Raw genomic sequence first — 23,586 nt, 5'->3', positions numbered from 1 at the left:
GGGCGGCCCCGCAGGGGTCAGACGAGACGGCGCGCGGTCGCCCAGCGGGTCAGCTCGTGGCGGTTGGACAGCTGGAGCTTGCGCAGGACCGCCGAGACATGGGACTCGACCGTCTTCACCGAGATGAACAACTGCTTGGCTATCTCCTTGTAGGCGTAGCCGCGGGCGATCAGGCGCAGCACCTCGCGCTCGCGCTGGGTGAGACGGTCCAGGTCCTCGTCGACGGGCGGGGCGTCGGTGGAGGCGAAGGCGTCGAGGACGAACCCGGCCAGCCGCGGGGAGAAGACGGCGTCGCCCTCCTGCACCCGGAAGATCGAGTCGATCAGGTCGGCGCCGGTGATGGTCTTGGTGACATAGCCGCGGGCGCCACCGCGGATGACACCGATCACGTCCTCCGCCGCGTCCGACACGGACAGCGCGAGGAAGCGCACGGGCCGCTCGGCGTCGGCCGTCAACGCCGCGCACCGGCGCAGTACTTCGACACCGCCGCCGCCCGGCAGGTGGACGTCGAGGAGGACCACCTCGGGCCGGGTCGCGGTGATGACCGTGACCGCCTGGTCGACGTCCGCGGCCTCGCCGACCACCTCGACGCCGGTCTCGGCGGTCTGGCCGATCTCGGCCTGGACGCCGGTGCGGAACATCCGGTGGTCGTCCACGAGCACCACGCGGACGTGCCGCCCGCCCGCGCCGCCGCCGGCGGGCCGGCCGGACCCGGCCGCCTCCGCCGCTGCCGCCGTGCCGTTCGCCTCGGTCGCGTCACTCATGACGTCTTCTCCGCCCTCTCCATCTCCAGTTCGACCTCCGTGCCGCCGTCCGGTACCGCCCGCAGCCGGGCCGTGCCGCCGTTGCGCTCCATGCGGCCGATGATCGATTCTCTGACGCCCATGCGGTCGGCGGGTATCGAGTCCGGGTCGAAGCCCGGGCCGCGGTCGCGCACGGACACGAAGACCGTCTTCCCCTCGACTTCGGCATAGACCTGTACGGCGCCGCCCTCGCCACCGTACTTGGCGGCGTTCACCATCGCCTCGCGCGCGGCCTGCATCTGTGCGGCGGTCTTCTCGTCGAGCGGGCAGTCGCCGACGATGACGACCTCTATGGGCACGCCGTGCTTGTCCTCCACCTCGGCGGCGTTGCGCCGTACCGCCTCCGCGACGGTGTCCGGCTCGTCCGCCTCGTCCTTGCCGGTGCCCTCCGGCTTGTACAGCCAGGTGCGCAGATCGCGCTCCTGGGCGCGGGCGAGGCGGCGCACCTCGCCGGCGTTGTCGGCGTTGCGCTGGATCAGGGTGAGGGTGTGCAGCACGGAGTCGTGGACGTGGGCGGCGACCTCGGCTCGCTCCTGGGCACGGATGCGCATCAGGCGTTCCTCGGACAGGTCCTGCGTCATGCGGACCAGATAGGGGCCCGCGAGCAGCGTGATGCCGACGAGGACGGCGAGCGCGGCCTGCAGGACGGCGCCGAGGTGGGCGGCCGAACCCTGCAGGACGAAGATGGCGGAGACACCGGCCGTGACGAGCAGGACTCCACCGGCCGCCCGCAGCAGGGTGAGGGTGCGCCGGCGCCGGCCGACCTCGACCCAACGGGCCCGGCGGGCGTTGTCCGCCTGCCGCCAGACCAGGGCGACACCGGCCGCGACGAGCACGGCGGGCAGCAGATACGCCTTGGCCGCGCTGCCCAGGTTGACGCTGCCGACGAAGACCATGGACACGATGACCATGAGGAGCAACGCGACGATCTGTCCCCGGTCCGGCTTGCGGGCCACCAGTCTGCGGCGGCCGTCCGGCGAGGTCTCGGTGCCGACCAGCGTCGGCGGCTTCTGCTCGCCGACGCCGCCGACCCCGAGGGGGACGAAGAACCAGAACGCCGCGTACAGCAGCGCCCCGAGTCCGTCGGCCATGAACAGGCCGACGAAGACGAGCCGCACCCAGATGACGGGCAGCCCGAGATGCCCGGCGAGGCCCCGCGCCACTCCGCCGAGCCAGCGTCCGTCGCTGCTGCGGTAGAGCTTGCGCGGCGGCCGCGGGTCGTCGAGTGGCGGGCTTGCGGCTTCCGGCATGGCAACGATGGTCACATGGCCGGCGGGGCAGAGCATCAGGGTCGGCCCCGGAGACGCCCCTGATCTTCGGCGGGGTCGGCCCGGGCTGCGCCGGGCGGGGCCGGTCCGCTGCCGCTCGGACGCCTCCCCAGCCCGCCTCAGGGCCGATTTCAGGGTTCGCCCAGGGTCGTCCCGACTGCCGTCGCGGCGACCGGGCCGTCACCATGGACGCATGACGGATCACGAGCACGCCGCGACGGGTCCGGGACCCGGCACCGGCCCGCGCCCGGCCCCGGGCACCGGACCGACGGATGCCGCGCCCGCCGCGACGGGGAGGACGGGAGCGGCCGGCACGGACACCGGCGCCGGCACCCACACCGGCACAGGAAGCAGGACGAGCGCGGGCATCGGCACCGGCGCCTTTGACCCGGAGCGTGAGCGGGAGCGGGGCACCGCCGAGGTCCCTGCCCGGTTCCGGCGCGACCGCCGGCACAAGATGATCGCGGGCGTGTGCGCGGGGCTCGGCCGGCGGACCGAGATGGACCCGGTGATCTTCCGCATCACCCTGGCCGTGCTGTCGGCGACCGGCGGCATCGGCCTCATCTTCTACGGCTTCGCCTGGCTCCTGGTGCCGTACGAGGACGACGAGGAGAACGAGATCCGCAAGCTGCTGACCGGCCGGGTCGACGGCCAGGCGCTGGTCGCGGTGCTCTTCGCCCTGGTCGGCTGCGGAATCTTCCTGACCATGCTGAGAAACGGCGGGGTGCTGACCTTCGCCGTGGTGCTCTCCCTGCTGCTCGCGGGCGCCGGGTACTGGTCGCGCCGCCGTGGCGCCTCGGACCCCGACCCGCTGGCGGCACAGGCCGCCGCCGACGCCCCACCGGAGGCCCAGGCGCCGCCCGTCGTCACCTTCTACCCCTCCTGGTGGCGGGACCCCATCGTCAAGGACGGCACCCATGTCGGCGGCACCGGATATCTGTGGGGTCCCAGCGACGCCCGAGGGCGGGACCTCGCCCCGGACCTCGACGTCTCCGTCGCCACCCCCTGGACCCACCACGGCCCCCTGCGGCCGCCGCACGCCACCGCTCCTCCGAGACCGCGCGGCCCGCGCTGGATCGGCGGCCCGCTGTTCCTGCTCGCCCTGCTGGCGGGCGGCCTGGGCACCGGGCTGACCTGGGACACGCACCCGCTGGGCACCAGCCTGCAGACGGGCCTCGCCTGTGCGCTCGCGGTCTTCGGACTGGGCGTCGCGGTCAGCGCGTTCCTGGGCCGCACGGGGGCCGGGACGGTGTTCCTGGCGGTCGTCACGGCGGCGCTGCTCGCCGGGGCGTCGGCCCTGCCGAAGGACATCACCACGCACTGGCGGGAGGTGTCCTGGAAACCCGCCGCGGCGGCGCAGGTGCGGTCCGCCTACGAGCTGGGCACCGGGCGGGGCACGCTGGACCTGTCCCGGGTCCGTCCGGCCAAGGGACAGAAGGTCGCCACCGGCGCCCATGTGGGCGCGGGGCAACTGAAGGTGGTCGTGCCCGCGGACGCGACCGTGCGGATGAGCATCGACGTGGGAGTGGGCGACATCCGGTTGCCCGGGGACAGCAGGAAGGACGTGGACGTGCAGCCGGGCAGGCACAAGGACGTGACACTGACGCCGGCCGGGGGCGCCGAAGACTCCGGCACGCTGGACCTCACGCTGGACGTCGGTGCGGGACAGGTGGAGGTCAGCCGTGCTGCGTCATGAGTTCCAGCCCGGGAAGCTGGTCGCCGGGCTCTTCCTGACCGCCACCGGTGCCGTCTACGCCGGGGATGCGCGCGGTCTGTGGGAGACGCCGTGGTTCGTGGTCGTCCCGCTGGTGGTGGGCGGCCTGTGCCTGGCCGGCGTCACGACCGCGCTGACCCGCCGTATACGCGGGCGGGGCGGCGCCTAGGGCGGCTGCCGAGCCCGAGGGGGCGAGGACGTGGTGCTTCCCCGGACGCCGGACGCCGGGCGCCGTCCTACGGTCGCTGTGGGGGTCCGGGTGCTGACCGGTCCGCCTTCAGTGGCCGAAGCCGCCGGACCGCTGTCGGCGCCGGGCGCGCCAGGCCGCGTCCACGGAGAGGTAGGGGGCGCCGGCGAGGATCAGGGGCAGCCAGGCCATCAGGTAGGCGAGGTCGTTGCCGTAGTAGTAGGGGGTCGTCGCCCAGCTGACCGTCAGCCACAGGCTGAGCGAGATCAGCGCGCCGCCGAGCGCGGCCAGCCGGCCGAACAGGCCGAGCAGGGTGCCGATGCCGACGGCCAGCTCACCGAGGGCGATGGCGTAGCCGAAGCCGACGGGGCTCTTGAGGGCCAGGTCGATCAGGGCCGGGACGGCGGCGGAGCCGCGGGCCGCGTTCATGGTCTCGGCGATCGATCCGGCGCCCTGGGCCTTCAGGAAGGCGCTGTCGGTGAGCTTGTCCAGGCCGGCGTAGACGAAGGTGACGCCGAGGAAGACGCGCAGCGGCAGCAGGGCGTAGTGGGCGGCGGTGTCCCGTAGGCCGCGGCGGCCGTCGAGCCGGGGGGTGGGTGTTTCCGTCCGAATGCCATGAGTCATCGCTGCCAGCCGCCTTTCGCCCGCCATACCGCCACCCTCGTCTGACGATACGTATGACGAGGGGGGCCGGTTCAATCCTCTCCTGGAGGATTTTCCGGATTTCAGCTCTTCGTGCGAACGGCGGGGGGCGGGTCAGATCCGGGCGAGGATCTGCCGCGCCGGGCGGCCGGGGACCGGGCCCAGGGCGGCGCGTTCCTCGGGGGTGGGGAAGAAGCGTCGCGGGTTCCGGGCGGCGGTCTCGTTCACTCCGTCACCTGGACGACGCACCGGTTGGTGGCCACCCCGGCCGCGGTCACCACCTGGATCTCCACCGAGCCGGGCTCGACGTCGGCCGGTACGGGCACGGTCAGGACGGTGTCCGTGGGGTTGCGGAAGCCGCCCGCGACGGGGACGAGCGGCACATGGACGTCGACCACGCCGATGCGGACGACCATGCGCGAGAGCCGGTCGGCGCCCTGCGCACCGGGCGGGACGAAGCCGGTGCCGCGGATCTCGATGTCGTCGCCGGTGCGGATCGGTCCGTCCAGGTCGCCGGGTTCGCGGGCGCGGACCACGGAGAGGATGGCCGGGCGGCCGCCCTCGGCGTACTTGCCGGCCAGGTAGGTCGCGGCCGAGATCAGCACGATCACGCCCAGTCCCCAGGGCAGGTCGGGCAGCCGGTCGGGGCGGCGGGCGAGCCGTACGGCGGCGAACAGCAGGGCGCATGCGCTGATGGCGACGTACTGGATGTCGGCGAAGGCGCCCCGGCCGGAGTCGTCGGTGAGCAGGTCGGCGGCGCGCGGCCGGTGGGCCGGCACCTTCTGCAGCCGCTGGGCGAGGATGCGCAGGCCCACCACCCGGCGGACCAGGACGGCGATGCCGCACACCACGCACAGGACGGTCACGACGGCCGCGCCGCGCGCGAGGTCGAGCCCCGAGATCAGCGCGTCGCGTTCGGTGTGGTCGGAGGCGGCGGCCAGCCGGGCGGCCAGCAGCAGGACGGCGTAGACGACGAACAGCACCCAGCAGGCGGCCACGGTGCGGGAGGTGGACATCCGGTTGTCCTCACCGATCACCGGCGCGAGTGCCCCGCCGCGTGCCCGGTGCAGCCGGCAGGCGGCGGTCAGCGCGGCGGCGACGACCAGCGCGGCGAGCAGGGCCGCGGTGCGGGCGTCGGTCCAGCCCGGGCCGATCGCGGTGAGCGCCTCGGTGAGCAGCAGGACGGCGACCGCGCCCCACACCACGCACACCGTCCGCAGCCACAGCCGGGCGAGCCGTGCCGTGCCCTCCGCGCGGCCGCGTTCGGCGACGGCCTCCGCGCGCTGGGTCAGCTCCTCGGAGACCCACTGGCGGGATGCAGAGGCCGAGTGCGCCACCGCGGCCGGCAGGCCCTGCCCGGCCGCGAACTCGTCGCGGTGACGCAGGAACGCGGCGACGGCCCGCCGGTGCCCCTCCCGGGCGCCGTGCGGGCAGTCCCCGCAGGTACAGCCGCCCTCGTGGACCCCGTGGGGGCCCGTTCCCCCTCTCGCTTCCTGCACCGCCACGCCCGACGCCCGCCTTCCCCACGACCTTCCGGCACGGCCGCCGACACCCGCGACGGGCGCGTCGGGGCCGCGCAACTCCCCGGTGACGACAGCGAATTGTGCCCTACCCCGGACCTTCTGGGGGCGCGGGGCCGGGGCACCGCGGGTGAAGCACGCGCCGCCGTGTTGACCCGGCTGCGAGAATTTCCGTATGGCCGAGATCATCCAGCGGGACGGGACCTGGGCCTTCGACGGCAGCACGGTGAGGATCACCCCGGGGCTGCACCGTTCCGTGACGCTGTTCCGGCAGACGTACGGGGAGATCTCCGTTCCCCTGGAGGCGGTGGCGGGCGTCGTCCACGAACCCGAGCGCAGGCGCGGCCGGCTGCGGATGCGGCTGCGCGAGGGAGCGGACCCGCTGCTGCAGGCCACGGGCGGCCGGCTGCCGGACGCGGCCGACCCCTACCGGCTGAGCGTGGACAACGACCGCTCGGGGGTCGCGCAGTACGTCGCCGAGGAGATCCGGCACGCGCTGCTCCTCGAGGAGGTTCCCAAGGAGCCCACGACCGCCTATCTGCTGCCCGGACCCCCGGTGCCGGTGTCGGTGCGGTCCTCCGACGGCACGGTCTCCTTCGACGGCACCCAGGTGCGCATCGACTGGGCCGACACCTCCGACCGGGTCAAGCGCGCGACCGGCCCGCGGATCATCGGCCTCGGCGATCTGGTGCAGGTGGAGTGGCTGCCCAACTCCGGCCACGAGGACGGCTTCCTGCGGTTCGTGACCCCGGAGACGGCGTTCTCCAAGCTGCCGCCCGAGCGGGACCCCTACACCCTGGACCTGTGGGGCAGCGTGCGGCGGGATCTGCTGACCGCGCTGGTCGCGGCGGCCGTCACCGCCCGGCTGCCGCATCCCTCCACCCGCGCGGGCGGCGCGTACGACGGCCGGGACCGGCGGCGGGCCGTCGTACCGGCGCAGGCCGACCACCACGACGTGTTGCTGCGCCGGCTGCGGGAGCTGGGGGAGCTGCATCGGAGCGGGGTGCTCACCGACGAGGAGTTCGCGGTGACGAAGGCGGCCGTACTCAGAGGGTTCGCTTGAGCGGACCGTCTCAGAGGGTTCCCTCGAGCGGATCCGCTCAGGGGGTTCAGCTGAGCAGGTCGGGTTCGCTGCGGCTGATGTCCTGCCACAGCGGCTGGTAGTTGATCCAGGCCACGAGGTCGCCGCCGAGCTGTTCGCGGGTGGCGACGGCCAGTTTGTGGTCGATGAGCACCGGGCGCCCGGCCGCTCGCGCCATGAGCTGCACCTGGCAGGACCGTTCCAGGGACAGGAACCACCAGGCGGCCGCGTCCACGGAGTCGCCGACGGTCAGCAGCCCGTGGTTGCGCAGCACGAGCGCCTTGCGGGAGCCGAGGGCGTTCGCGATCCGGCGGCCCTCCTCGGCGTCGACGGTGACACCGCTGTAGGCGTCGTAGAGCGCCACGTCCTCGTAGAAGGCGCAGCTCTCCTGGGTGATGGGGTCGATCAGCTCGCCGAGCGCGGCGAGGGCGCGGCCGTGCACGGAGTGGCAGTGGGCGACGGCGACGACGTCCGGGCGGGCGGCGTGGACCTGGGCGTGCACGGTGAACGCGGCCTGGTTGACGTGGTAGCGGCCCTCGACGACCTGCCCGTCCTGGTTGGCGAGGACGAGATCGCTGACGGTGACGTGCTTGAACGGCATCCCGAACGGGTTGACCCAGAAGCAGTCGGTGAACTCGGGATCGCGGGCGGTGATGTGCCCGGACACCCCGTCCTCGAGGCCGCCGCGCCCGAAGATCCGCAGGGCGCCGGCGAGGCGCTCCTTGCGGTGCCGGCGTTCGTCCTCGACCGAGTCGTGCATCGGCGGCATGGCGAATCGCAGCTGATCGGTGGGCAGCGGCGGGGGCGGGGTGGGCCCGTGCATAGGTCCTCCAGCGCTGGGAGTGCGGTACGGGCCGGAAATTACCCTCCGTCAGCGCAAAAAGGCAGAGCTGTTCTGTAAAGATGACGCGCAGGCCGGATTCTCCGGGGAATCGACGGCAAAATCCCGACAGAAGATGTCCGGTATCGGCTCCAGACTGAAGCAATGCACCGTATGACCTGGGCGGCCTTCGCCGCCGCCGAACCCGACTTCGCCCGCGCGACCGAGCAGCGCTTCGGCGCCTTCCGTCACCACGTCCTCGCCACTCTCCGCAAGGACGGCTCCCCGCGCACCTCCGGCCTGGAGGCCGACTTCCGCGCGGGCGAGCTGTGGCTGGGCATGATGGACGACTCCCTCAAGGCCCGTGACCTGCGCCGCGACCCGCGCTTCGCGCTCCAGGCGAACCCCGGCGAGGGCCCGGACCTGGGCGGCGGGGACATACGGATCGCGGGACGGGCGTACGAGGCCGGGGACGAGACCAAGGCCTGGTACGTGAAAGAGGTGGAACCGCCGCAGCCGTTCCACCTCTTCCGCACCGAGCTGACGGAGGTCGTGCGGACCTGCGTCGAGGACGAGACCTACCTGGTGGTCCAGGTGTGGAAGCCCGGAGAGCCGGTGCGCACTCTCAAACGGACCTGATCGCCCGGACTACTCCCACTCGATGGTGCCCGGCGGCTTCGACGTCACGTCGAGCACGACCCGGTTGACGTCCCGGACCTCGTTGGTGATCCGGGTCGAGATGCGGGCGAGGACCTCGTACGGCAGCCGGGACCAGTCGGCGGTCATGGCGTCCTCGGAGGAGACCGGGCGCAGCACGATCGGGTGGCCGTAGGTGCGGCCGTCGCCCTGGACACCCACGCTGCGGACGTCGGCGAGCAGGACCACCGGGCACTGCCAGATGTCGCGGTCCAGGCCGGCCGCGGTCAGCTCCTCGCGGGCGATGGCGTCGGCGTCGCGCAGCAGGTCCAGGCGCTCCTTGGTGACCTCGCCGACGATGCGGATGCCGAGGCCCGGGCCCGGGAACGGCTGGCGCTGGACGATCTCCTCCGGCAGGCCCAGCTCCTGGCCGACCATCCGGACCTCGTCCTTGAACAGCTTGCGCAGCGGCTCGATCAGCTTGAACTCGAGGTCCTCGGGCAGGCCGCCGACGTTGTGGTGCGACTTGATGTTGGCGGTGCCGGTGCCGCCGCCGGACTCGACGACGTCCGGGTACAGGGTGCCCTGGACCAGGAACTCCACGGCCGGGCCCTCGTCGGCGATGATCTCGGCCTGCGCCTGCTCGAAGACGCGGATGAACTCACGGCCGATGATCTTGCGCTTCTCCTCGGGGTCGCTGACCCCCTTGAGCGCGGCGAGGAAGCGCTCCTCGGCGTCGACGACCTTCAGCTGGACGCCGGTGGCCGCGACGAAGTCCTTCTCGACCTGCTCGGTCTCGCCCTTGCGCATCAGGCCGTGGTCGACGTAGACGCAGGTCAGCTGGGAGCCGATGGCCTTCTGGACGAGGGCGGCGGCGACGGCGGAGTCCACACCGCCGGACAGACCGCAGATCGCGCGCTTGTCACCGACCAGCTCACGGATCGCGGCGACCTGCTCCTCGATCACGTTGCCGGTGGTCCAGTCGGGCTTCAGGCCGGCACCGCGGTACAGGAAGTGCTCCAGCACCTGCTGGCCGTGCGTGGAGTGCATGACCTCGGGGTGGTACTGGACGCCGTAGAGCTTCTTCTCGTCGTTCTCGAAGGCGGCGACCGGGACGACGTCGGTGGACGCCGTGACCGAGAAGCCCTCGGGAGCCGCGGAGCAGGCGTCGCCGTGCGACATCCACACGTGCTGCTCGTCCGGGGTGCCCTCGAAGAGGGTGGACGAGTTCCTGGAGACGTGCAGGTCGGTACGGCCGTACTCACGGGCGCCGGTGTTGTCGACGGTGCCGCCGAGGGCCTGCGCCATCAGCTGGAAGCCGTAGCACATGCCGAAGACGGGGACGCCGGCCTCGAAGAGCCCGCGGTCGAGGGTGGGTGCGCCCTCCTCGTACACGGACGAGGGGCCTCCGGAGAGGATGATCGCCGCGGGCTTCTTCGCGAGCATCTCCTGGACCGGCATGGTGCTCGGCACGATCTCGCTGTAGACCCGCGCCTCGCGGACGCGACGGGCGATGAGCTGGGCGTACTGCGCGCCGAAGTCGACGACCAGGACGGTGTCGGGGGTGGCGGCAGTGTGAGTCGCTGATGACACGGGGTGCCTTCTGGTGGTCGGGCGGGGGTCTGTGCTACCGAGTCTAACGGTGTGGACGGGACCGCTTCCCCTGAAGTTCGCCGTGGCATACTGGCCGCATGCTCACGCACCCGACCTTCGTCTTTACCTATGGCACCCGGCCCGCCGGCTGCCATGGTCGTGCTGCTTGAGCAAACGCCAAGCGACTTCCCAGGCGCCCCGGGCCGACAAGGCCCGGGGCGCCTGTCGTTTTCCGGGTTCTGTCGTTCCAGGGCATCCACCGTCCCGATCAAGGAGCCCGACGTGACCACCAGCACCCCCGCAGCGACCACCAGCACCCCCGCAGCGCCCGGCGGCATCCCGGCGGCGACCGGCACGCCGGACGCGCCCGCCGCCACCCCGCAAGCCCCGGCGGACCCCGAAGCGACCATCGCCGGCGCCCGGGAGCGCATCGACGCGCTCGACGACCGGATCCTCGGCCTCATCCAGGAGCGGATGGCCGTCTCCGCCGTCGTCCAGCAGACCCGGATCACCTCCGGCGGCCGGCGGGTGAACCTCTCCCGTGAGATGGAGATCCTCGGCCGCTACCGCGACGCCCTCGGCAAGCCCGGCACCGCCCTCGCCATGACCCTGCTGGAGCTGTGCCGGGGTCGCATCTGAGTTCGATCCCGCTCTCACCCGTACGGCGCGTGACCGGCCCGCGCGCAGCTTCGTTGAGGGGGGTGTCCGTGCCAGCCAGGGGCGGGCCCGACAGAACCACGCGTGGCTTGCTGGAGCGATGAGGCGTACGGGTCGTGCCGTACGCCGTGGGACCTCGCTCCGGGGAAGTGACCGGACGGCAGGGGACAGCAGCCCGGTCACCCAAGAGAACGGTCGGCTCCGGGGACGCCCGGGGCCGGCCGGCGGAACACCGCACTTGTGCACCGGTGCCGGGTCGGACGGTCACGGATGACGCGTTCATCCCGCGCGCCGCGTACCAGGCCCACGTCCCTGCGCAGCCCGGCGCCGGCGCTGCCCTGACGCCGGTGTCGGCCGGCGACGGGCCCCGCGCCACTCCGTCCCGCGGGGCCCGTCGTCACACCCCTCCCACCCCCGGTGATGTGACCCGTCCCACACGAAAAACCGGTGGGGTCAGAGCAACCCTTCAAGCTTTTCGCTGATCAAACCTGCCGGATCAAGAAACCGGTTGGAGGGACCTGCCTTCGGAGGGGGATGCAGGTCCCTCTCTGCCGTCCGTGCCCTTTTCCTCCGGGCTACTTCTTCGGCGGCACCGCCGGCATCCCGAGGAACGGCAGCCGCAGCGCGCCGAACGCCTCCGCCGGGACCGCCGGGGTCCCCGGTTCCACCGGCTTCAGCCGCTCGTACGCCGCGCCCGGCGCCGGCCGCGGGTCCTCCTCGCCCTTGTTCGGCCAGAAGGACATCGCCCGCTCCGCCTGCGCGGTGATCGTCAGCGACGGGTTCACGCCCAGGTTCGCCGAGACCGCGGCGCCGTCCACGACCGAGATGCCGGGGTGGCCGTACAGCCGGTGGTACGGGTCGATCACGCCGGTCTCCGCGGTGTCGCCGATGGGGCAGCCGCCGAGGAAGTGCGCGGTGAGCGGGGTGCCCATCAGCTCGCCCACATTGCTGCCGGCGAAGCCGTTGATCTCGGAGGCGAGCGCGGAGGCGGCGTCCGTGGCGGCCCTGATCTGCTTGGGGTTCGGGGAGCCGTGTCCCTGCCGTGCGGTCAGCAGGCCCTTGCCGAGGCCGCCGGGCTTCAGGTACGTCGTCAGGGAGTTGTCCAGCGACTGCATCACCAGGCCGATGATGGTCCGCTCCGACCAGCGCCGGTTGGACAGGGAGCGGGCGACCAGCAGGGGGTGCCGGGCCGCGTTCGCCAGCCAGCCCAGCACCCGGGAGGAGCCCTCGGCGTACGGCACCTGGAGGATCGACAGGCCGCCCATGGAGTTGGAGCCCTTGCCGTAGCGGACGGGTTCGATGTGGGTGTTCTCGTCGGGGTGGATCGAGGACGTGATGGCGACGCCCCGCGTGAAGTCGGCCTTCGGTTCGCCGGTCGCCCGGCGATAGCGGCGGTTGTCGGTCTGCGCGCCGACCAGCGCCTCGGAGTTGGTACGGGTCAGATCACCCAGCCGCTGCGACAGGTGGGGCAGCTGGCCGCCCGCCTTCATGCGGTGCAGCAGGGTCTGGGTGCCGTAGGTGCCGGCGGCGATGACGACCCGGCGCGCGGTGAGGATCCGGCCCGCGCCCTTCTTCTTCCGGTCCGTCGGCAGGGTCGCCACCGCGTACCCGCCGCGCGAGTCGTCCGTGACGGACACGACCGTCGTCATCGGGTGGACCACCGCGCCCGCCTTCTCGGCGAGGTGGAGGTAGTTCTCGTTGAGGGTGTTCTTCGCGCCGTGCCGGCAGCCGGTCATGCACTCGCCGCACTCGGTGCAGGCGTTGCGGGACGGGCCGGCCCCGCCGAAGTAAGGGTCCGCCACCTTCTCGCCCGGCTTCCCCCGCGCCGATCCGTCGGCGTCCTTGCCGTCGCCGAAGAACACGCCGACCGGCGCGAGGTGGAAGGTGTCACCGACGCCCATCCGCTGTGCCGCCGCCTTCAGGTGCACGTCGGAGGGGGTCATCGTGGGGTTGAGCCGTACGCCGAGCATGCGCTGGGCCTGGTCGTAGTACGGCTTCAGCTCCTCGTGCCAGTCGGTGATGTCCTTCCACTGCGGGTCGTCGAAGAAGGCCTTCGGCGGTACGTAAAGGGTGTTGGCGTAGTTGAGGGAACCACCGCCCACGCCCGCTCCGGCCAGCACCATGACGTTGCCGAGCAGATGGATGCGCTGGATGCCGAACATGCCGAGCTTGGGGGCCCAGAGGTAGTTCTTCAGGTCCCAGGAGTTCTTCGGGAGGCTGTCGCGGGTGAAGCGGCGGCCGGCTTCCAGGACGCCTACCTTGTATCCCTTTTCGGTGAGCCGGAGGGCGGACACCGACCCACCGAACCCCGAGCCGACGACGATGACGTCGTAGTCGTACCCGTCCTCGTCCCGGGTCTGGACAGACTTCTCCTGCGACACGTGCTCTCCTCGTTGAGAACGGGGGTGGTGCGGACGGATGGGCTAACGGAACCGGAATGCCTTCATCAGGCGGAGACTGGTGCTCATGAAGGCCGCGTACTTCTCGTCCGTCATCCCCAGCGAGGGCGCCATCGGCAGCAGGCGCTGCTGGGCCACCGTCTGGGCCTCGGTGTACTTGAGGATGCCCTCGGATCCGTGCCGGCGGCCGAGGCCGGAGTCCTTCATGCCGCCCATCGGGGACTGGACGCTGCCGTAGGCAGGTGCGTAGCCCTCGTTGACGTTGACCGTGCCGGTGCGCAGGCGGGAGGCGAGGTCCAGGCCGCGGCGGGCGTCCTTCGTCCACACGGACGCGTTCAGGCCGTACGCCGTGGCGTTGGCGCGCTCGACGGCCTCGTCCTCGTTCGTGAAGCGGTAGATCGAGACGACCGGACCGAAGGTCTCCTCCTCGCACACGGCCATGGAGTCCTCGACGCCGTCGAGGATGGTGGGCTCGAAGAAGTAGGGACCGATGTCGGGACGGGCCACCCCGCCCGCGACCACCTGCGCGCCCTTGGCCACGGCCTCCTGCACATGGCGTTCGACGGTCTCGAGCTGACGCTCGCCCACCAGCGAGCCCATGTCGGCGCCGTAGGCGAGGGAGTTGCCGAGCCGCATGGCCTTGGTGCGGGCGGCGAAGCGCTCCAGGAAGGCGTCGGCGATCGACTCGTGGACGAACAACCGCTCGATGGAGATGCAGAGTTGGCCCGCCGAGGAGAAGCAGGCGCGGACGGCGCCGGCGGCGGCCTTCTCGATGTCGGCGTCGGCCAGCACCAGCATGGCGTTCTTGCCGCCGAGTTCCAGGGAGACGCCGACCAGGCGGGCGGCGGCACCCTGGGCGACCTCGCGGCCGGTGCGGGTGGAGCCGGTGAACGAGACGTAGTCGGCGTGCTTGACCAGCTCCGGGCCGACGACCGGGCCCTCGCCGAGGACGACCTGGAAGACGCCCTCGGGCAGCCCGGCCTCGACGAGCAGGTCGCGGGCCCACAGGGCGGTGAGGCAGGTCTCGGTGTCCGGCTTCATCACCACCGCGTTGCCGGCGGCGAAGGCGGGCAGCGCGTCGCCGACGGACAGCTCCAGCGGATAGTTCCAGGGGGCGATCTGGCCCACGACCCCACGGGGATGGCGCAGTTCGACGGCCTTGGTGAGGGCCGGAACGGCACCGGCGTGCCGCTTGGGGCGCAGATAGGCGCCGGCCCGGCGGCCGTAGTGGCGGGCCGCGACGGCGACGGCCTGCACCTCCTCGTGCGCGTGCAGCCGGGCCTTGCCGGTCTCGAGCTGCACCAGGTCGAGGACCTCGGCCTGCCGCTCGAGGAGCAGGTCGTGGAAGCGGAGCAGGACGGCGGCCCGCTGCCGTACCGGGACCTTCGCCCACACGGCCTGCGCGGCACGGGCCGCCTCGAAGGCCCGGCGCACGTCCTCGGGGGTGGACTCGGGCAGGTCGGCCAGCTTCTCGCCGGTGAACGGGGTGTGGTTGGCGGTACGGCCGGAGCCGGTGACGCCCTTGGTGAGCTGGGCCACCAGTTCCGGCGTGACCACGTCGGCGGCGGTGCGGGCGCCCTCGGGGGCGGGCGCGAGGGGGTTGGTACCGGCGATGTCCGGGGCCTGCGTGTCCGTCATGACGCGCAGGGTATGCCGGTGGGGAAGCTTTGTGTACCCGTCGGTAACGGGGATTCACCGACCGCTCACATACTGCCAGTGATCACTGGCAGCGAATGTGCTGATCAGGGCGTTGGCGCGCCGGCGGGCGGGACGATCATCCGGTGTCCGGTTTTTTCGCGAGGAGCAGGCCGAGAGCGGCGAGAGGGGAGCGCCGGCGCGCGTCGACGGGAGGCGCGGAGGGCGGTGCGGCCGGTGAGGCCGGTGCGGGTGCGGACGCTGCACCCGAGGGCATCGCCTCCGGCGGCTGGGACACCGGCTGCGACACCGGCTCCGGCATCGCCGTCGGCGTCGGCTCCGCCGTCGGCACCGGCACCGGCTCCGGTGCGTCCGGCACGGCCGCCGGGCCCAGGTACGCACGCAGGGCCGCGTCGACCTCCTCCGCGCCGGGCCGAGCCTCGGGCTCCTCGGCACGCAGCCGGTCCAGCAGCGGGCCGAGCGGGCCGGGGTCCGTGTCCCCCAGCGCCGCACGGAGCAGCGCGCCGAGGGACCACAGGTCGGAGGCCGGGCCGGCACCGGGCCCCGCCGCCCGCTCCGGGGCCGCGAACCCGGCGGGCCCGTCCCCCGCATGCCCGTCGCCGATCCCGAAGTCCGTCAGGACGACCCGCCCGGTGCCGGATTCCAGCAGGACGTTGGCCGGCTTGACGTCCCGGTGCACGATGCCGACGGCGTGGGCGGCGCACAGGGCGCCGAGCACGGCGAGTCCGATGCGGGCGGCCTCGGCGGGCGGGAGGGGCCCGCGCCGGAGGGCCTCGTGCAGGGACTCGCCCGCCACCAGCTCCATGACGATCCACGGGACGTGGGCCTCGGTGACGACGTCGTACACCGTGACGGCGGAGGGATGCCGCACCCGGGTGGCGGCGCGGGCCTCCCGGTAGAGGCGGTGCGCGACACGCCGGCTCTCCTCGTCGTCGGCCGGATCGCCGGGCAGCAACGGCTCCTTGACGGCCACCGTGGCCTGCCGCCGCTCGTCCCGGGCGCGCCAGACGGTCCCGCCCGGGCCGGAGCCGAGGCGTCCGGTGAGCCGGTAGCGGCCGCCGATCAGACGTCCGTCGGGCGGGTGTTCGCCGTCTTCAGTCATGTCACATGAGTACCGTGCGCACCACGCCGTTGTCGAAGCGGGCGGTCAGGCGGCCCATCGGTGCAGGGCGAACCCGCCTCGTGCCGTGCGCACCTCCACGGCACCGGCTCCGGCGAAGTGGGCGGGGACGACCAACGCCCGCTCCCCCGCGGCCCGTTCCAGCACGCGCTGCCGGGTGGCGGCCGCTCCGCGCGGGTCGAGGCAGAAGCAGCTGCTGCACTCGGGCCGCAGGATCTGCACCGGGCTGTGCAGGAGATCGCCGACGAACACCGCGCGTTCGCCGCGGGACTCGGCGCGCAGGACGCTGGAGCCGGGGGTGTGACCGGGGGCCGCCTCGAGGACGAGGTGCCCGTCGATCCGGTACGCGTCCTCCCACACCACGGCCTGCCCGGCCCGGTGCACGGGCGCGATGCTGTCCTCGTAGACCAGCCGGTCGTCGGGGCGCACCGCGCCGCCGTATCCGCCCGCGGGCCCGAAGTGGTGGTCGTCGGGGGCCGGGAGGAGGTACCGGGCGTTCGCGAAGGTGGGCACCCACTCGCCGTCCGCGTCGCGGGTGTTCCAGCCGACGTGGTCGGCGTGGATGTGGGTGTTGACCACGACGTCCACGTCCGCCGGGTCCACCCCGGCCCGCCGGAGCCGCCCCGGCAGATCGCCCTCCCGCCGGTGGAAGTGCGGGTTCCCGGGCCGCTCCCGGTCCCGGCCCACACCGGTGTCGACGAGCACGGTCCGCCCGGCACTGCGCACCACCCAGGTCTGCAGCGCGGCCACGGCCAGGTCCTCGGCGGGCTGCCAGTGGCCGGGGACGAGCTGGTCCTCGTGTTCTTTCCACAGCCCGGGACCGCTGTCCGGGACGAGTTGCCGGGCGGGAGCGAAGGGGCCCTGCCATTCGACGATCCGCAGGACCTGGACGTCTCCGATCATGAACTTCTGCACGGTGTCTTCAGCCATGCCCAGGACACTAGGGGCCTCTTCTGAGCATCCCAATGCTCCTGAGCGTCGTTCGAATACGCTGGTGTCTCATGGATGTGGTGAGCGACGCGATCTCCGCCGTACGGGCCGGCCGGCCCTCCTCGAATCGGCTCCGGGTGAGCGGTGCCTGGTGCGTGCGCCTGGCGCCGTACGAGGGCGCGGGGTTCCATGTGGTGCTCAGCGGGTCCTGCCGACTGCTCACGGAGGGGGGCGGGGAGCCGGTGGCCCTGGGTCCGGGCGACGTGGTGCTGCTCGCGCACGGGACCGGGCACCTGCTGGCGGACGGGTCGGCGCGGGCGGTGGACGTACGGCGGGCGGTGCCGTTCGAGGAGCTGCGGGACACGGACGTGACGCTGCCCGGTCCCGGTCCCGAGGTGGAGCTGCTGTGCGGCAAGTACCGGCTGGACCGCAGCCGGACGCATCCCCTGCTGGCGGAGCTGCCGGACGTGGTGCGGCTGCCCCACCGCGACGGGGCGTATCCCGAACTGCGGTCGGCGGTGGAGCTGTTGTGCCGGGAACTGGCCGGTGACAGGCCCGGTGGCAGCCTGGCCCTGCCCAGTCTGCTGGACCTGCTGCTGGTCTACATGGTCCGCGCCTGGACCGCCGAGGCCCGCACCGGCACCTGGCCGGCCGCGCTGACCGACCCGGCGACGGCCGCGGCCCTGCACGCCCTGCACTCCGCGCCGGCCGCGCCCTGGACGAACGACCTGCTGGCCGCGCGCGCCGGCGTGTCCCGCGCCACCCTCGCCCGCCGTTTCACCTCGCTGGTCGGCCGTCCGCCGATGGCGTACCTGACCTGGTGGCGGCTGACCCTGGCGGCGACCCGTCTGCGCGACTCGGACGCGCCGCTCGCGACGGTGGCCCGGGAGACGGGGTACGGCAGCCCGTACGCGCTCTCGCACGCGTTCAGCCGGGAGTTCGGGATCACGCCGGGCAGATACCGCGGCCTCAGGGCTTCGTGATGTCCAGGTTCGCGATCGCCGCCTTCGCCACCTCCTGGCCGCGGGCGGTGAAGTCGCCCTTGGACGGGTAGCCGACGGTGAGCGTGTACAGGTCTCCGGCGGCCGTCCGGTAGTAGAAGATCTGGAGTTCGCGGGGGCGGGGGTCCTGGCTGTCGTCGGTCGTGTAGACGACGGTGTTCTGCGCGGCCTGCCTGCCGTGGTAGGTGGCCGTGTCGTCCGGGTGCGTCCGCGCGCCCTTGGGCATGTCGAGGCTGTACTCGCCGTCGTTCCTGAACTTCTCGTCGTCGGCGTACATCTGGGACCGTGCGGTGTTCTTGATCTCGTGCAGGGAGTCGTCCGACCGGCGGGCCAGGCGCAGTTCGACCCGGATGCCGCCGCTCCAGTCCGAGTACGCCACCCAGTTCCTGTCGGAGTCGTTCTTCTCGGGCCTGGCGGCCTGGTAGTCCGCGGGGACCGCGAGCGTGGCGCCCAGCCGGGCCTCCCGCCGCTTCGCCCAGCCGTCCGGGAGCGGGCCCGCGAAGGGGTCGGCGAGGACGAGGTACGCCGCCACCGCGGCGGCGACCAGGGCCGCGCCCAGGCCCAGCCATGCCGCGCGGCCGAAGCGCCGGGTCGGGGCGGCGGGCGCGCTCACCGCCAGGGGCCGGGTCGGCACCGGGGGCGCCGGGGGCTTCACCGCCTCCTCGAGCAGGGCGCGGACCCGGTCCGCGGGCGGCCGGTGCGCGGGGTCCTTCTGGAGCAGCCCGTTGATGACCTCGGCCAACGGACCCGAGGCGGACGCGGGCGCGGCCGGGGTGGCGTTGAGGACGGACTGGAGGGTCGCCGGGGTGTTGCTGCGGCGGAACGGCGAGACGCCCTCGGTGGCCGTGTAGAGGACCACGCCCAGGGACCACAGGTCGCTCGCCGGGCCGGGCCGCTGGCCCAGCACCCGTTCGGGCGCGATGTACTCGGGCGAGCCGACGAAGCCGCCGGTGTCCGTCAGCCGGGTGTCGCCCTCGATCTGGGCGATACCGAAGTCCGTCAGGACCACCCGGTCGTACCGGCCGAGCAGGACGTTGTCGGGCTTGACGTCCCGGTGCAGGACGCCCGCCGCGTGCGCCGCCTCCAGCGCGCCGAGGACCTCCAGGCCGATCCGGGCCGCCTCCCGCGCGCCCAGGGTGCCCTCTCGCAGCGCGTCGCCGAGGGTGCGGCCGTGCACCAGCTCCATCACGATCCACGGCCGGCCGTCGACCACCGCGACGTCGTACACGTTCACCACCGCCGGGTGGTCCAGCCGGGCCGCCGCGCGGGCCTCGCGGCGCATCCGCTCGAAGGCGTTGGCGCGTTCCCGTTCGGGAAGGTGATCCGGTACGCGGGGCTCCTTGACGGCGACCTCGCGGTCCACCATCTCGTCCTTGGCCCGCCACACGGTGCCCATCCCGCCATGACCCAGCTTGCCGAGCAGACGGTAACGTCCCGCGACGAGCCGCTCACCCGCCGCGTCCGGGGCGGGGACATCGAGGGTCGGCACCGGGTGGGCTCGCGGCTGCGGCTCGGCAGCCGGCTGCGGGACCGGGTACGCGTCGGGCCGCGACCGCGGCTGCGGCGGTTGCAGAACAAAACTCGTCGTGTCGTCGGTCCCGTGGCCGACTCCCCCGTCACTGCTCATGCCTCATCCATATCGCGCCCGCGCCGCCCGAAGCCACAGCTCACACGAACCGGTCACACACCCGTGACCGAGAAGGTGCCGACCGCCACGTCGAAGTACTCCTGGGCTTCCTGCACTCGGCCCACCGGCGCCGACACCCACACGTCGTACGTCCGCCCGGCCTCCTCCCAGCACAGGTCGTAGGTGTGCCGAGGGCCCTCCGCGGCGCTGAAGCCGTCCCAGGAGAACTCCCACAGGGCGGCGGGGTGTCCGTCGTGCGTGGTCGGGGTGACCCGGCCGTCGTGGTATCCGGGGTTGGTGGAGGGCCCCTTGGCGGCCGAGCGTTCCATCATGGCCGTGGGGCCGCCCGGTTGGGAGTCGGAGATCCTGATGCCGAGCCGGAAGGTCTGCCCCGGCGAGAGGTAGAAGACGCGCTCGCCCTGGAGGCTGCGGGTGAAGTCCTCCGGCACGGCGAGGGAGAACCCCGCCGCGTCCCGGGCGGTGCGGTAACCCGAGGGTGCCGTGGGCGAGTCGGCTCCGGTCGGGCCGGTGCCCGCCGGGCGTGCCGCGCTGGGAGCCGGGGAGGTGCCGGTGGGAGTCGGGGGCGCGCTCGTGCTCGTGCCGGTCCTGGGTGCGGGAGTCGTCGCCGTACCGCCCGGGGTGCCGCCGCCCCCGTCCCCGTCGCGGTGCAGCAGCAGCGCCGCGGCCGACACGCCGGCCCCGGCCAGCGCGGCGACGAGCAGGGCGGCGATCAGCACCCCGCGCGGGGACGGCCGGGCGGGGGACGGCGCCGACGGCCGGGTCGCGGCGGACGGGAGCGGGCCGCCGTACGGGACGTCCTCCTGGGTCGGGGTGTAGGGCGCCGGGGCCGTGGGCGGCCGGCTGCCGGAGCCCCCGGACCGCGAGGTGTGGCTGCCGGCCGTCCCGGATCTGGGTGAACGGCCGCCGCCGAGCAGGTGGATGCGCGCGCCGCCGTGCGGGCCCGCCGTACCGTGGCCGCCCGGCGCGGCCGGGGTCCGGCCCGTCTCCAGGTAGGTCCGCAGCATCCACTCGGCGTCCGCGGCGCCCAGCCGGCGGTCGGGGTCGCGTTCCAGCAGGCCCCGTACGACGGGCAGCAGCGGCCCGGCCTGCGCCGGCGGCCGGATGTCGCCGGCGACGACGGCGTGCAGGATGCCGCCCAGCGAGTCGCGCCGGAACGGCGACTCGCCGCTGAGCGCCGTGCACAGCAGCGCGCCCAGCGACCACAGGTCGGACTCCGGCCCGGTGCGCAGTCCGGACATCCGTTCCGGTGCGGTGTACTCGGGCGAGCCGACGAAGGATCCGGTCTCGGTGAGCGTGGTGGCGCCCGCGACCTGCGCGATACCGAAGTCGGTGAGCACGACCCGGTCGGTGCCGGACTCGATCAGGACGTTCGCGGGCTTGATGTCCCGGTGCAGCACCCCCGCCTCGTGCGCGGTGTGCACCGCGCTCAGCAGGGCGATGCCGATCCGCGCGGCCTCGGCGGCGTCGACCGGGCCCTGCCGGGCGATCCGGTCGGCGAGCGAGCCGCCGTCCACCAGCTCCATGACGAGGTACGGCCGTTCGTCCTGCTCCACCACGTCGTGCACGACGATGATGTGCGGGTGCCGCAGCTGGGCGACCGCACGGGCCTCGCGGAAGGTGCGGTCACGGCGACGGCGGGCGTCGTCCTCCGGGAGCGAGTCGTCCGGGAGGAGTTCCTTGACCGCCACGTGACGGCCCAGCAGTTCGTCGCTCGCCCGCCACACGACGCCCATGCCGCCGCGCCCGATGCGTTCCTCCAGGCGGTAACGGCCCGCGATCACCCGGAAGTCGGCGCCTTCGGTCCCCATGGGCCCCATCATGCCGCACCGGACCCATGCGCTCCGGGGCGCCGATCGGCCAAGCGGCGCGCCCAGCCTGCCATTTTCGGCCTTCTCGGCGTTTCGGCCGTCTCGGTGCCGCCGGCCGGGTCAGCCCGCGTCCGGCTGCCGCCAGCTCTGCAGCACCCACGTGAACTGCTTGCTGGTCGTGGCCCAGTCCTCGGCCGGCGAGGACATGTAGATCACGTACTCGGTGCCCTGCCGGGAGAAGTACGTCTGCTCGATGGCGTGCCGCGGCCCGGGGACGTAGGGCGGGTCCTTCTTCAGAGCGGTCCAGGTGTACTCCCACAGCGAGCCCTTGCGGTCGCGGTAGATGTTCTCCTTCAGGGTCACGCGCTGGTAGTCGACCAGCCGCTGGAGCTGCTGCTCCAGGTCCTTCTGGTGGAGCTGGGCGTCGGCGAAGTCCGGTGAGCCGTCGATGGCGATGCGGACGAAGTGCTTGCCGTCGTCGGGCGAGTAGTCGATCTGCTTGAGGTCGCCCTGGATGCCGTAGACCTTGCGCTTCCAGCCCTTGGGCAGCGAGAGGCCGAAGCCCAGCGGGTCGGCGTGGGTCTCCCAGCCGGCCGGGATCGTGCCGTCCTGGCCGGGCGCGTCGCTGCCGCTCGCCGAGGACGCCGGGGCCGGGGACGTGTCACCGCTCGCCTCGCTGTGGCTCGGCTTCCCGCTCCCGCCCCACTGCTGGAAGGCCACCGCCGCCCCGCCGCCGAGCACGGCCGCGACGGCGACGACGAGCGCGAGGGTGCGCAGCCGGCGCCGGGGACGGCCGGCGGCCGGGCGCGTCTCGCCCGTCGGCCCCACGACCGTGTGCGCCAGGGCGGTCGGGTCGGTCGCGGAACGGCCCGCGCCCGCGCCCGCCACCGCGCCGGCGCCGTGGCCGGGGGCGTTCGCCCCCGCGCCGTAGCCGGATGCCGACGTGCCGGAGCCATGCCCGGAAGCGGCCGCCCCGGAGCCGTGACCCGACGCGCCCGGCGCATGGCCGGAGGGGCCCGGCCCATAGCCGGGGGTCGTGCCCGACGCGTAGCCGGAGGCACCCGGCCCGTAGCCCGAGGCGGTGCCCGACGCGTAGCCGGAGGCGCCCGGCCCGTGGCCGGAGGTGGCCGTCCCCGGTCCGCCTCCCGGGCGGACGCCCGAGCCCTGCGTCGGTACGAACGCCTGCGCCGCGTGCGGCCGGCGGCCCTCCGCCGCCTCGGCGAGCATCTGCTCCGCGTCCTGCGCGCCCGGCCGCCGGTCCGGTTCCTTGCGCAGCAGGGCGGTGATGACCGGTCCGAGCGGACCGGCGTGGCGCGGCTCGTCCGCCTCCTCCTCGACGACCGCCTGCATGGTGCCCAGCGGCGAGGTGCGGCGGAACGGCGAGCGGCCCTCGACGGCCGTGTACAGCGTGGCGCCGAGCGCCCACAGGTCCGAGGACGGGCCGGGGTCGTGGCCCCGCACCCGCTCCGGAGCGAGGTAGTCGACCGAGCCGACGACCTCTCCGGTACGGGTGATCGTGGTGTCGCCCTCGATCTGGGCGATGCCGAAGTCGGTGAGCAGGACCCGGCCGTCCCGGCCGAGCAGGACGTTGCCGGGCTTGACGTCCCGGTGCAGCACGCCGGCGGAGTGCGCGGCGCGCAACGCCCGCAGCACCCACAGGCCGATCCGCGCGGCCTCCCGCGACTCGACGCGTCCCCGCTCCTTGAGCGCGTCGGCCAGGGAGTGGCCCTCGACCAGCTCCATCACGATCCACGGGCGGCCGTCGTGCTCGAGGACGTCGTGCACGGTGACGACGGCGGAGTGGTTGATGCGCGCGGCGGCCCGGGCCTCGGCCCGGGTGCGGGCGAGCAGAACGGCCCGATCGCTGTCGGAGACGTAGAGCGAGGCGGTCAACTCCTTGACGGCGACCGACCGGTGCAGCACCTCGTCGTGGGCGCGCCACACCCGGCCCATGCCGCCGCTGCCGATGGAATCGGCAAGCCGGTAGCGGCCCGCTATGAGCAGGCCCTGCATCTGATTCACGTTGCCCCGCAATGCTCTTGACAGGGTCAGACTAAGGACCGCCCCTTCCTCTGGGAACAAGCGGGGTGCCAAGGTGACAGT

Annotated in this window: 19 protein-coding genes; 6 read left to right on the top strand and 13 right to left on the bottom strand. The window is 73.3% G+C overall.

From position 1 onward, the window contains the following. Window positions 1-17: 17 nt before the first annotated feature. A complete protein-coding gene (locus tag ACZ5CW_RS02675) occupies window positions 18-764 on the bottom strand; it encodes a LuxR C-terminal-related transcriptional regulator (RefSeq protein WP_468597685.1) in 747 nt (248 codons plus the stop codon). Then, window positions 761-2,053, bottom strand: coding sequence for an ATP-binding protein (locus tag ACZ5CW_RS02670; protein WP_468597684.1), 1,293 nt, complete (start codon window positions 2,051-2,053; stop codon window positions 761-763). The genes ACZ5CW_RS02675 and ACZ5CW_RS02670 overlap by 4 nt, the downstream gene beginning before the upstream one ends. Before the next feature lie 211 nt (window positions 2,054-2,264). Between ACZ5CW_RS02670 and ACZ5CW_RS02665 the strand changes: the two genes are divergently transcribed. Both ACZ5CW_RS02665 and ACZ5CW_RS02660 read left to right on the top strand, forming a co-directional pair. Next, a complete protein-coding gene (locus tag ACZ5CW_RS02665) occupies window positions 2,265-3,767 on the top strand; it encodes a PspC domain-containing protein (protein ID WP_468597682.1) in 1,503 nt (500 codons plus the stop codon). After that, on the top strand, window positions 3,754-3,954 hold the full coding sequence (locus ACZ5CW_RS02660; protein ID WP_468597681.1) for a hypothetical protein: 201 nt from the start codon (window positions 3,754-3,756) through the stop codon (window positions 3,952-3,954). Before ACZ5CW_RS02665 ends, ACZ5CW_RS02660 begins: the two co-directional genes overlap by 14 nt. Before the next feature lie 108 nt (window positions 3,955-4,062). Here ACZ5CW_RS02660 and ACZ5CW_RS02655 read toward each other — a convergent pair whose 3' ends face one another. Together ACZ5CW_RS02655 and ACZ5CW_RS02650 are read right to left on the bottom strand one after the other, a co-directional pair. Continuing rightward, window positions 4,063-4,596 carry a DoxX family protein gene (locus tag ACZ5CW_RS02655; protein WP_468597680.1) on the bottom strand — a complete coding sequence of 178 codons (534 nt, stop codon included), beginning with the start codon at window positions 4,594-4,596 and terminating at the stop codon, window positions 4,063-4,065. Between the two features lie 242 nt (window positions 4,597-4,838). Beyond that, window positions 4,839-6,119 (bottom strand): hypothetical protein, encoded by a 1,281-nt coding sequence (locus ACZ5CW_RS02650; protein ID WP_468597678.1) that lies wholly within the window; start codon window positions 6,117-6,119, stop codon window positions 4,839-4,841. Window positions 6,120-6,309: 190 nt separating this feature from the next. Here ACZ5CW_RS02650 and ACZ5CW_RS02645 point away from each other — a divergent pair, with 190 nt between their 5' ends. After that, on the top strand, window positions 6,310-7,197 hold the full coding sequence (locus ACZ5CW_RS02645; protein WP_468597677.1) for a DUF4429 domain-containing protein: 888 nt from the start codon (window positions 6,310-6,312) through the stop codon (window positions 7,195-7,197). A gap of 46 nt (window positions 7,198-7,243) precedes the next feature. Here the strand turns inward: ACZ5CW_RS02645 and ACZ5CW_RS02640 are convergent, their stop codons facing one another. Then, a complete protein-coding gene (locus tag ACZ5CW_RS02640) occupies window positions 7,244-8,038 on the bottom strand; it encodes a class II aldolase/adducin family protein (protein ID WP_468597676.1) in 795 nt (264 codons plus the stop codon). Between the two features lie 171 nt (window positions 8,039-8,209). On the opposite strand from ACZ5CW_RS02640, the gene ACZ5CW_RS02635 reads away from it, so the two are divergent. Further along, the gene (locus ACZ5CW_RS02635; protein WP_468597767.1) at window positions 8,210-8,674 is read left to right on the top strand and encodes a pyridoxamine 5'-phosphate oxidase family protein; all 465 of its coding nucleotides are present in this window, start codon (window positions 8,210-8,212) and stop codon (window positions 8,672-8,674) included. Between the two features lie 9 nt (window positions 8,675-8,683). On the opposite strand, the gene guaA is transcribed toward ACZ5CW_RS02635, so the two are convergent. Then, window positions 8,684-10,264: a glutamine-hydrolyzing GMP synthase gene (gene guaA / locus ACZ5CW_RS02630; RefSeq protein WP_468597675.1), complete on the bottom strand. Its 1,581-nt coding sequence runs from the start codon at window positions 10,262-10,264 to the stop codon at window positions 8,684-8,686. A gap of 336 nt (window positions 10,265-10,600) precedes the next feature. On the opposite strand from guaA, the gene ACZ5CW_RS02625 reads away from it, so the two are divergent. Then, entirely contained in the window at window positions 10,601-10,903 is a 303-nt protein-coding gene (locus tag ACZ5CW_RS02625; RefSeq protein WP_468597765.1) for a chorismate mutase, read from the top strand. Window positions 10,904-11,496: 593 nt separating this feature from the next. On the opposite strand, the gene ACZ5CW_RS02620 is transcribed toward ACZ5CW_RS02625, so the two are convergent. The 4 genes from ACZ5CW_RS02620 to ACZ5CW_RS02605 all read right to left on the bottom strand — a co-directional run bounded on the left by ACZ5CW_RS02620 (window position 11,497) and on the right by ACZ5CW_RS02605 (window position 17,026). Further along, window positions 11,497-13,302 carry a GMC family oxidoreductase N-terminal domain-containing protein gene (locus ACZ5CW_RS02620; RefSeq protein WP_468597674.1) on the bottom strand — a complete coding sequence of 602 codons (1,806 nt, stop codon included), beginning with the start codon at window positions 13,300-13,302 and terminating at the stop codon, window positions 11,497-11,499. A gap of 42 nt (window positions 13,303-13,344) precedes the next feature. Beyond that, window positions 13,345-14,958: a succinic semialdehyde dehydrogenase gene (locus tag ACZ5CW_RS02615; RefSeq protein WP_468597672.1), complete on the bottom strand. Its 1,614-nt coding sequence runs from the start codon at window positions 14,956-14,958 to the stop codon at window positions 13,345-13,347. Window positions 14,959-15,094: 136 nt separating this feature from the next. Continuing rightward, window positions 15,095-16,078, bottom strand: a complete 984-nt coding sequence (locus tag ACZ5CW_RS02610) for a serine/threonine-protein kinase (protein ID WP_468597670.1) — start codon at window positions 16,076-16,078, stop codon at window positions 15,095-15,097. Window positions 16,079-16,123: 45 nt separating this feature from the next. Beyond that, complete coding sequence (locus tag ACZ5CW_RS02605; RefSeq protein ID WP_468597668.1) at window positions 16,124-17,026, bottom strand: MBL fold metallo-hydrolase; 903 nt, start codon at window positions 17,024-17,026, stop codon at window positions 16,124-16,126. 71 nt (window positions 17,027-17,097) lie between these two features. On the opposite strand from ACZ5CW_RS02605, the gene ACZ5CW_RS02600 reads away from it, so the two are divergent. Beyond that, window positions 17,098-18,009 (top strand): AraC family transcriptional regulator, encoded by a 912-nt coding sequence (locus ACZ5CW_RS02600; protein WP_468597667.1) that lies wholly within the window; start codon window positions 17,098-17,100, stop codon window positions 18,007-18,009. On the opposite strand, the gene ACZ5CW_RS02595 is transcribed toward ACZ5CW_RS02600, so the two are convergent. The 3 genes from ACZ5CW_RS02595 to ACZ5CW_RS02585 all read right to left on the bottom strand — a co-directional run bounded on the left by ACZ5CW_RS02595 (window position 17,996) and on the right by ACZ5CW_RS02585 (window position 23,496). Continuing rightward, window positions 17,996-19,654, bottom strand: a complete 1,659-nt coding sequence (locus ACZ5CW_RS02595) for a serine/threonine-protein kinase (RefSeq protein ID WP_468597665.1) — start codon at window positions 19,652-19,654, stop codon at window positions 17,996-17,998. The two genes, ACZ5CW_RS02600 and ACZ5CW_RS02595, sit on opposite strands and share 14 nt — an antisense overlap. Before the next feature lie 53 nt (window positions 19,655-19,707). After that, window positions 19,708-21,483: a serine/threonine-protein kinase gene (locus ACZ5CW_RS02590; protein ID WP_468597664.1), complete on the bottom strand. Its 1,776-nt coding sequence runs from the start codon at window positions 21,481-21,483 to the stop codon at window positions 19,708-19,710. 120 nt (window positions 21,484-21,603) lie between these two features. After that, on the bottom strand, window positions 21,604-23,496 hold the full coding sequence (locus ACZ5CW_RS02585) for a serine/threonine-protein kinase (protein ID WP_468597662.1): 1,893 nt from the start codon (window positions 23,494-23,496) through the stop codon (window positions 21,604-21,606). Window positions 23,497-23,586: the final 90 nt, after the last annotated feature.

Source organism: Streptomyces sp. NPDC031379, from assembly GCF_055569615.1.
This window is presented reverse-complemented; position numbering and strand designations above follow the sequence as displayed.

Bases quoted from the DNA above. Each gene is read 5' to 3' on its own strand.
- ACZ5CW_RS02675 (WP_468597685.1), bottom strand. From the start codon at position 764: ATGAGTGACGCGACCGAGGCGAACGGCACGGCGGCAGCGGCGGAGGCG.
- ACZ5CW_RS02670 (WP_468597684.1), bottom strand. From the start codon at position 2,053: ATGCCGGAAGCCGCAAGCCCGCCACTCGACGACCCGCGGCCGCCGCGC.
- ACZ5CW_RS02665 (WP_468597682.1), top strand. From the start codon at position 2,265: ATGACGGATCACGAGCACGCCGCGACGGGTCCGGGACCCGGCACCGGC.
- ACZ5CW_RS02655 (WP_468597680.1), bottom strand. From the start codon at position 4,596: ATGACTCATGGCATTCGGACGGAAACACCCACCCCCCGGCTCGACGGC.
- ACZ5CW_RS02645 (WP_468597677.1), top strand. From the start codon at position 6,310: ATGGCCGAGATCATCCAGCGGGACGGGACCTGGGCCTTCGACGGCAGC.
- ACZ5CW_RS02640 (WP_468597676.1), bottom strand. From the start codon at position 8,038: ATGCACGGGCCCACCCCGCCCCCGCCGCTGCCCACCGATCAGCTGCGA.
- ACZ5CW_RS02635 (WP_468597767.1), top strand. From the start codon at position 8,210: ATGACCTGGGCGGCCTTCGCCGCCGCCGAACCCGACTTCGCCCGCGCG.
- ACZ5CW_RS02615 (WP_468597672.1), bottom strand. From the start codon at position 14,958: ATGACGGACACGCAGGCCCCGGACATCGCCGGTACCAACCCCCTCGCG.
- ACZ5CW_RS02610 (WP_468597670.1), bottom strand. From the start codon at position 16,078: ATGACTGAAGACGGCGAACACCCGCCCGACGGACGTCTGATCGGCGGC.
- ACZ5CW_RS02605 (WP_468597668.1), bottom strand. From the start codon at position 17,026: ATGGCTGAAGACACCGTGCAGAAGTTCATGATCGGAGACGTCCAGGTC.
- ACZ5CW_RS02600 (WP_468597667.1), top strand. From the start codon at position 17,098: ATGGATGTGGTGAGCGACGCGATCTCCGCCGTACGGGCCGGCCGGCCC.
- ACZ5CW_RS02595 (WP_468597665.1), bottom strand. From the start codon at position 19,654: ATGAGCAGTGACGGGGGAGTCGGCCACGGGACCGACGACACGACGAGT.
- ACZ5CW_RS02590 (WP_468597664.1), bottom strand. From the start codon at position 21,483: ATGGGGACCGAAGGCGCCGACTTCCGGGTGATCGCGGGCCGTTACCGC.
- ACZ5CW_RS02585 (WP_468597662.1), bottom strand. From the start codon at position 23,496: ATGCAGGGCCTGCTCATAGCGGGCCGCTACCGGCTTGCCGATTCCATC.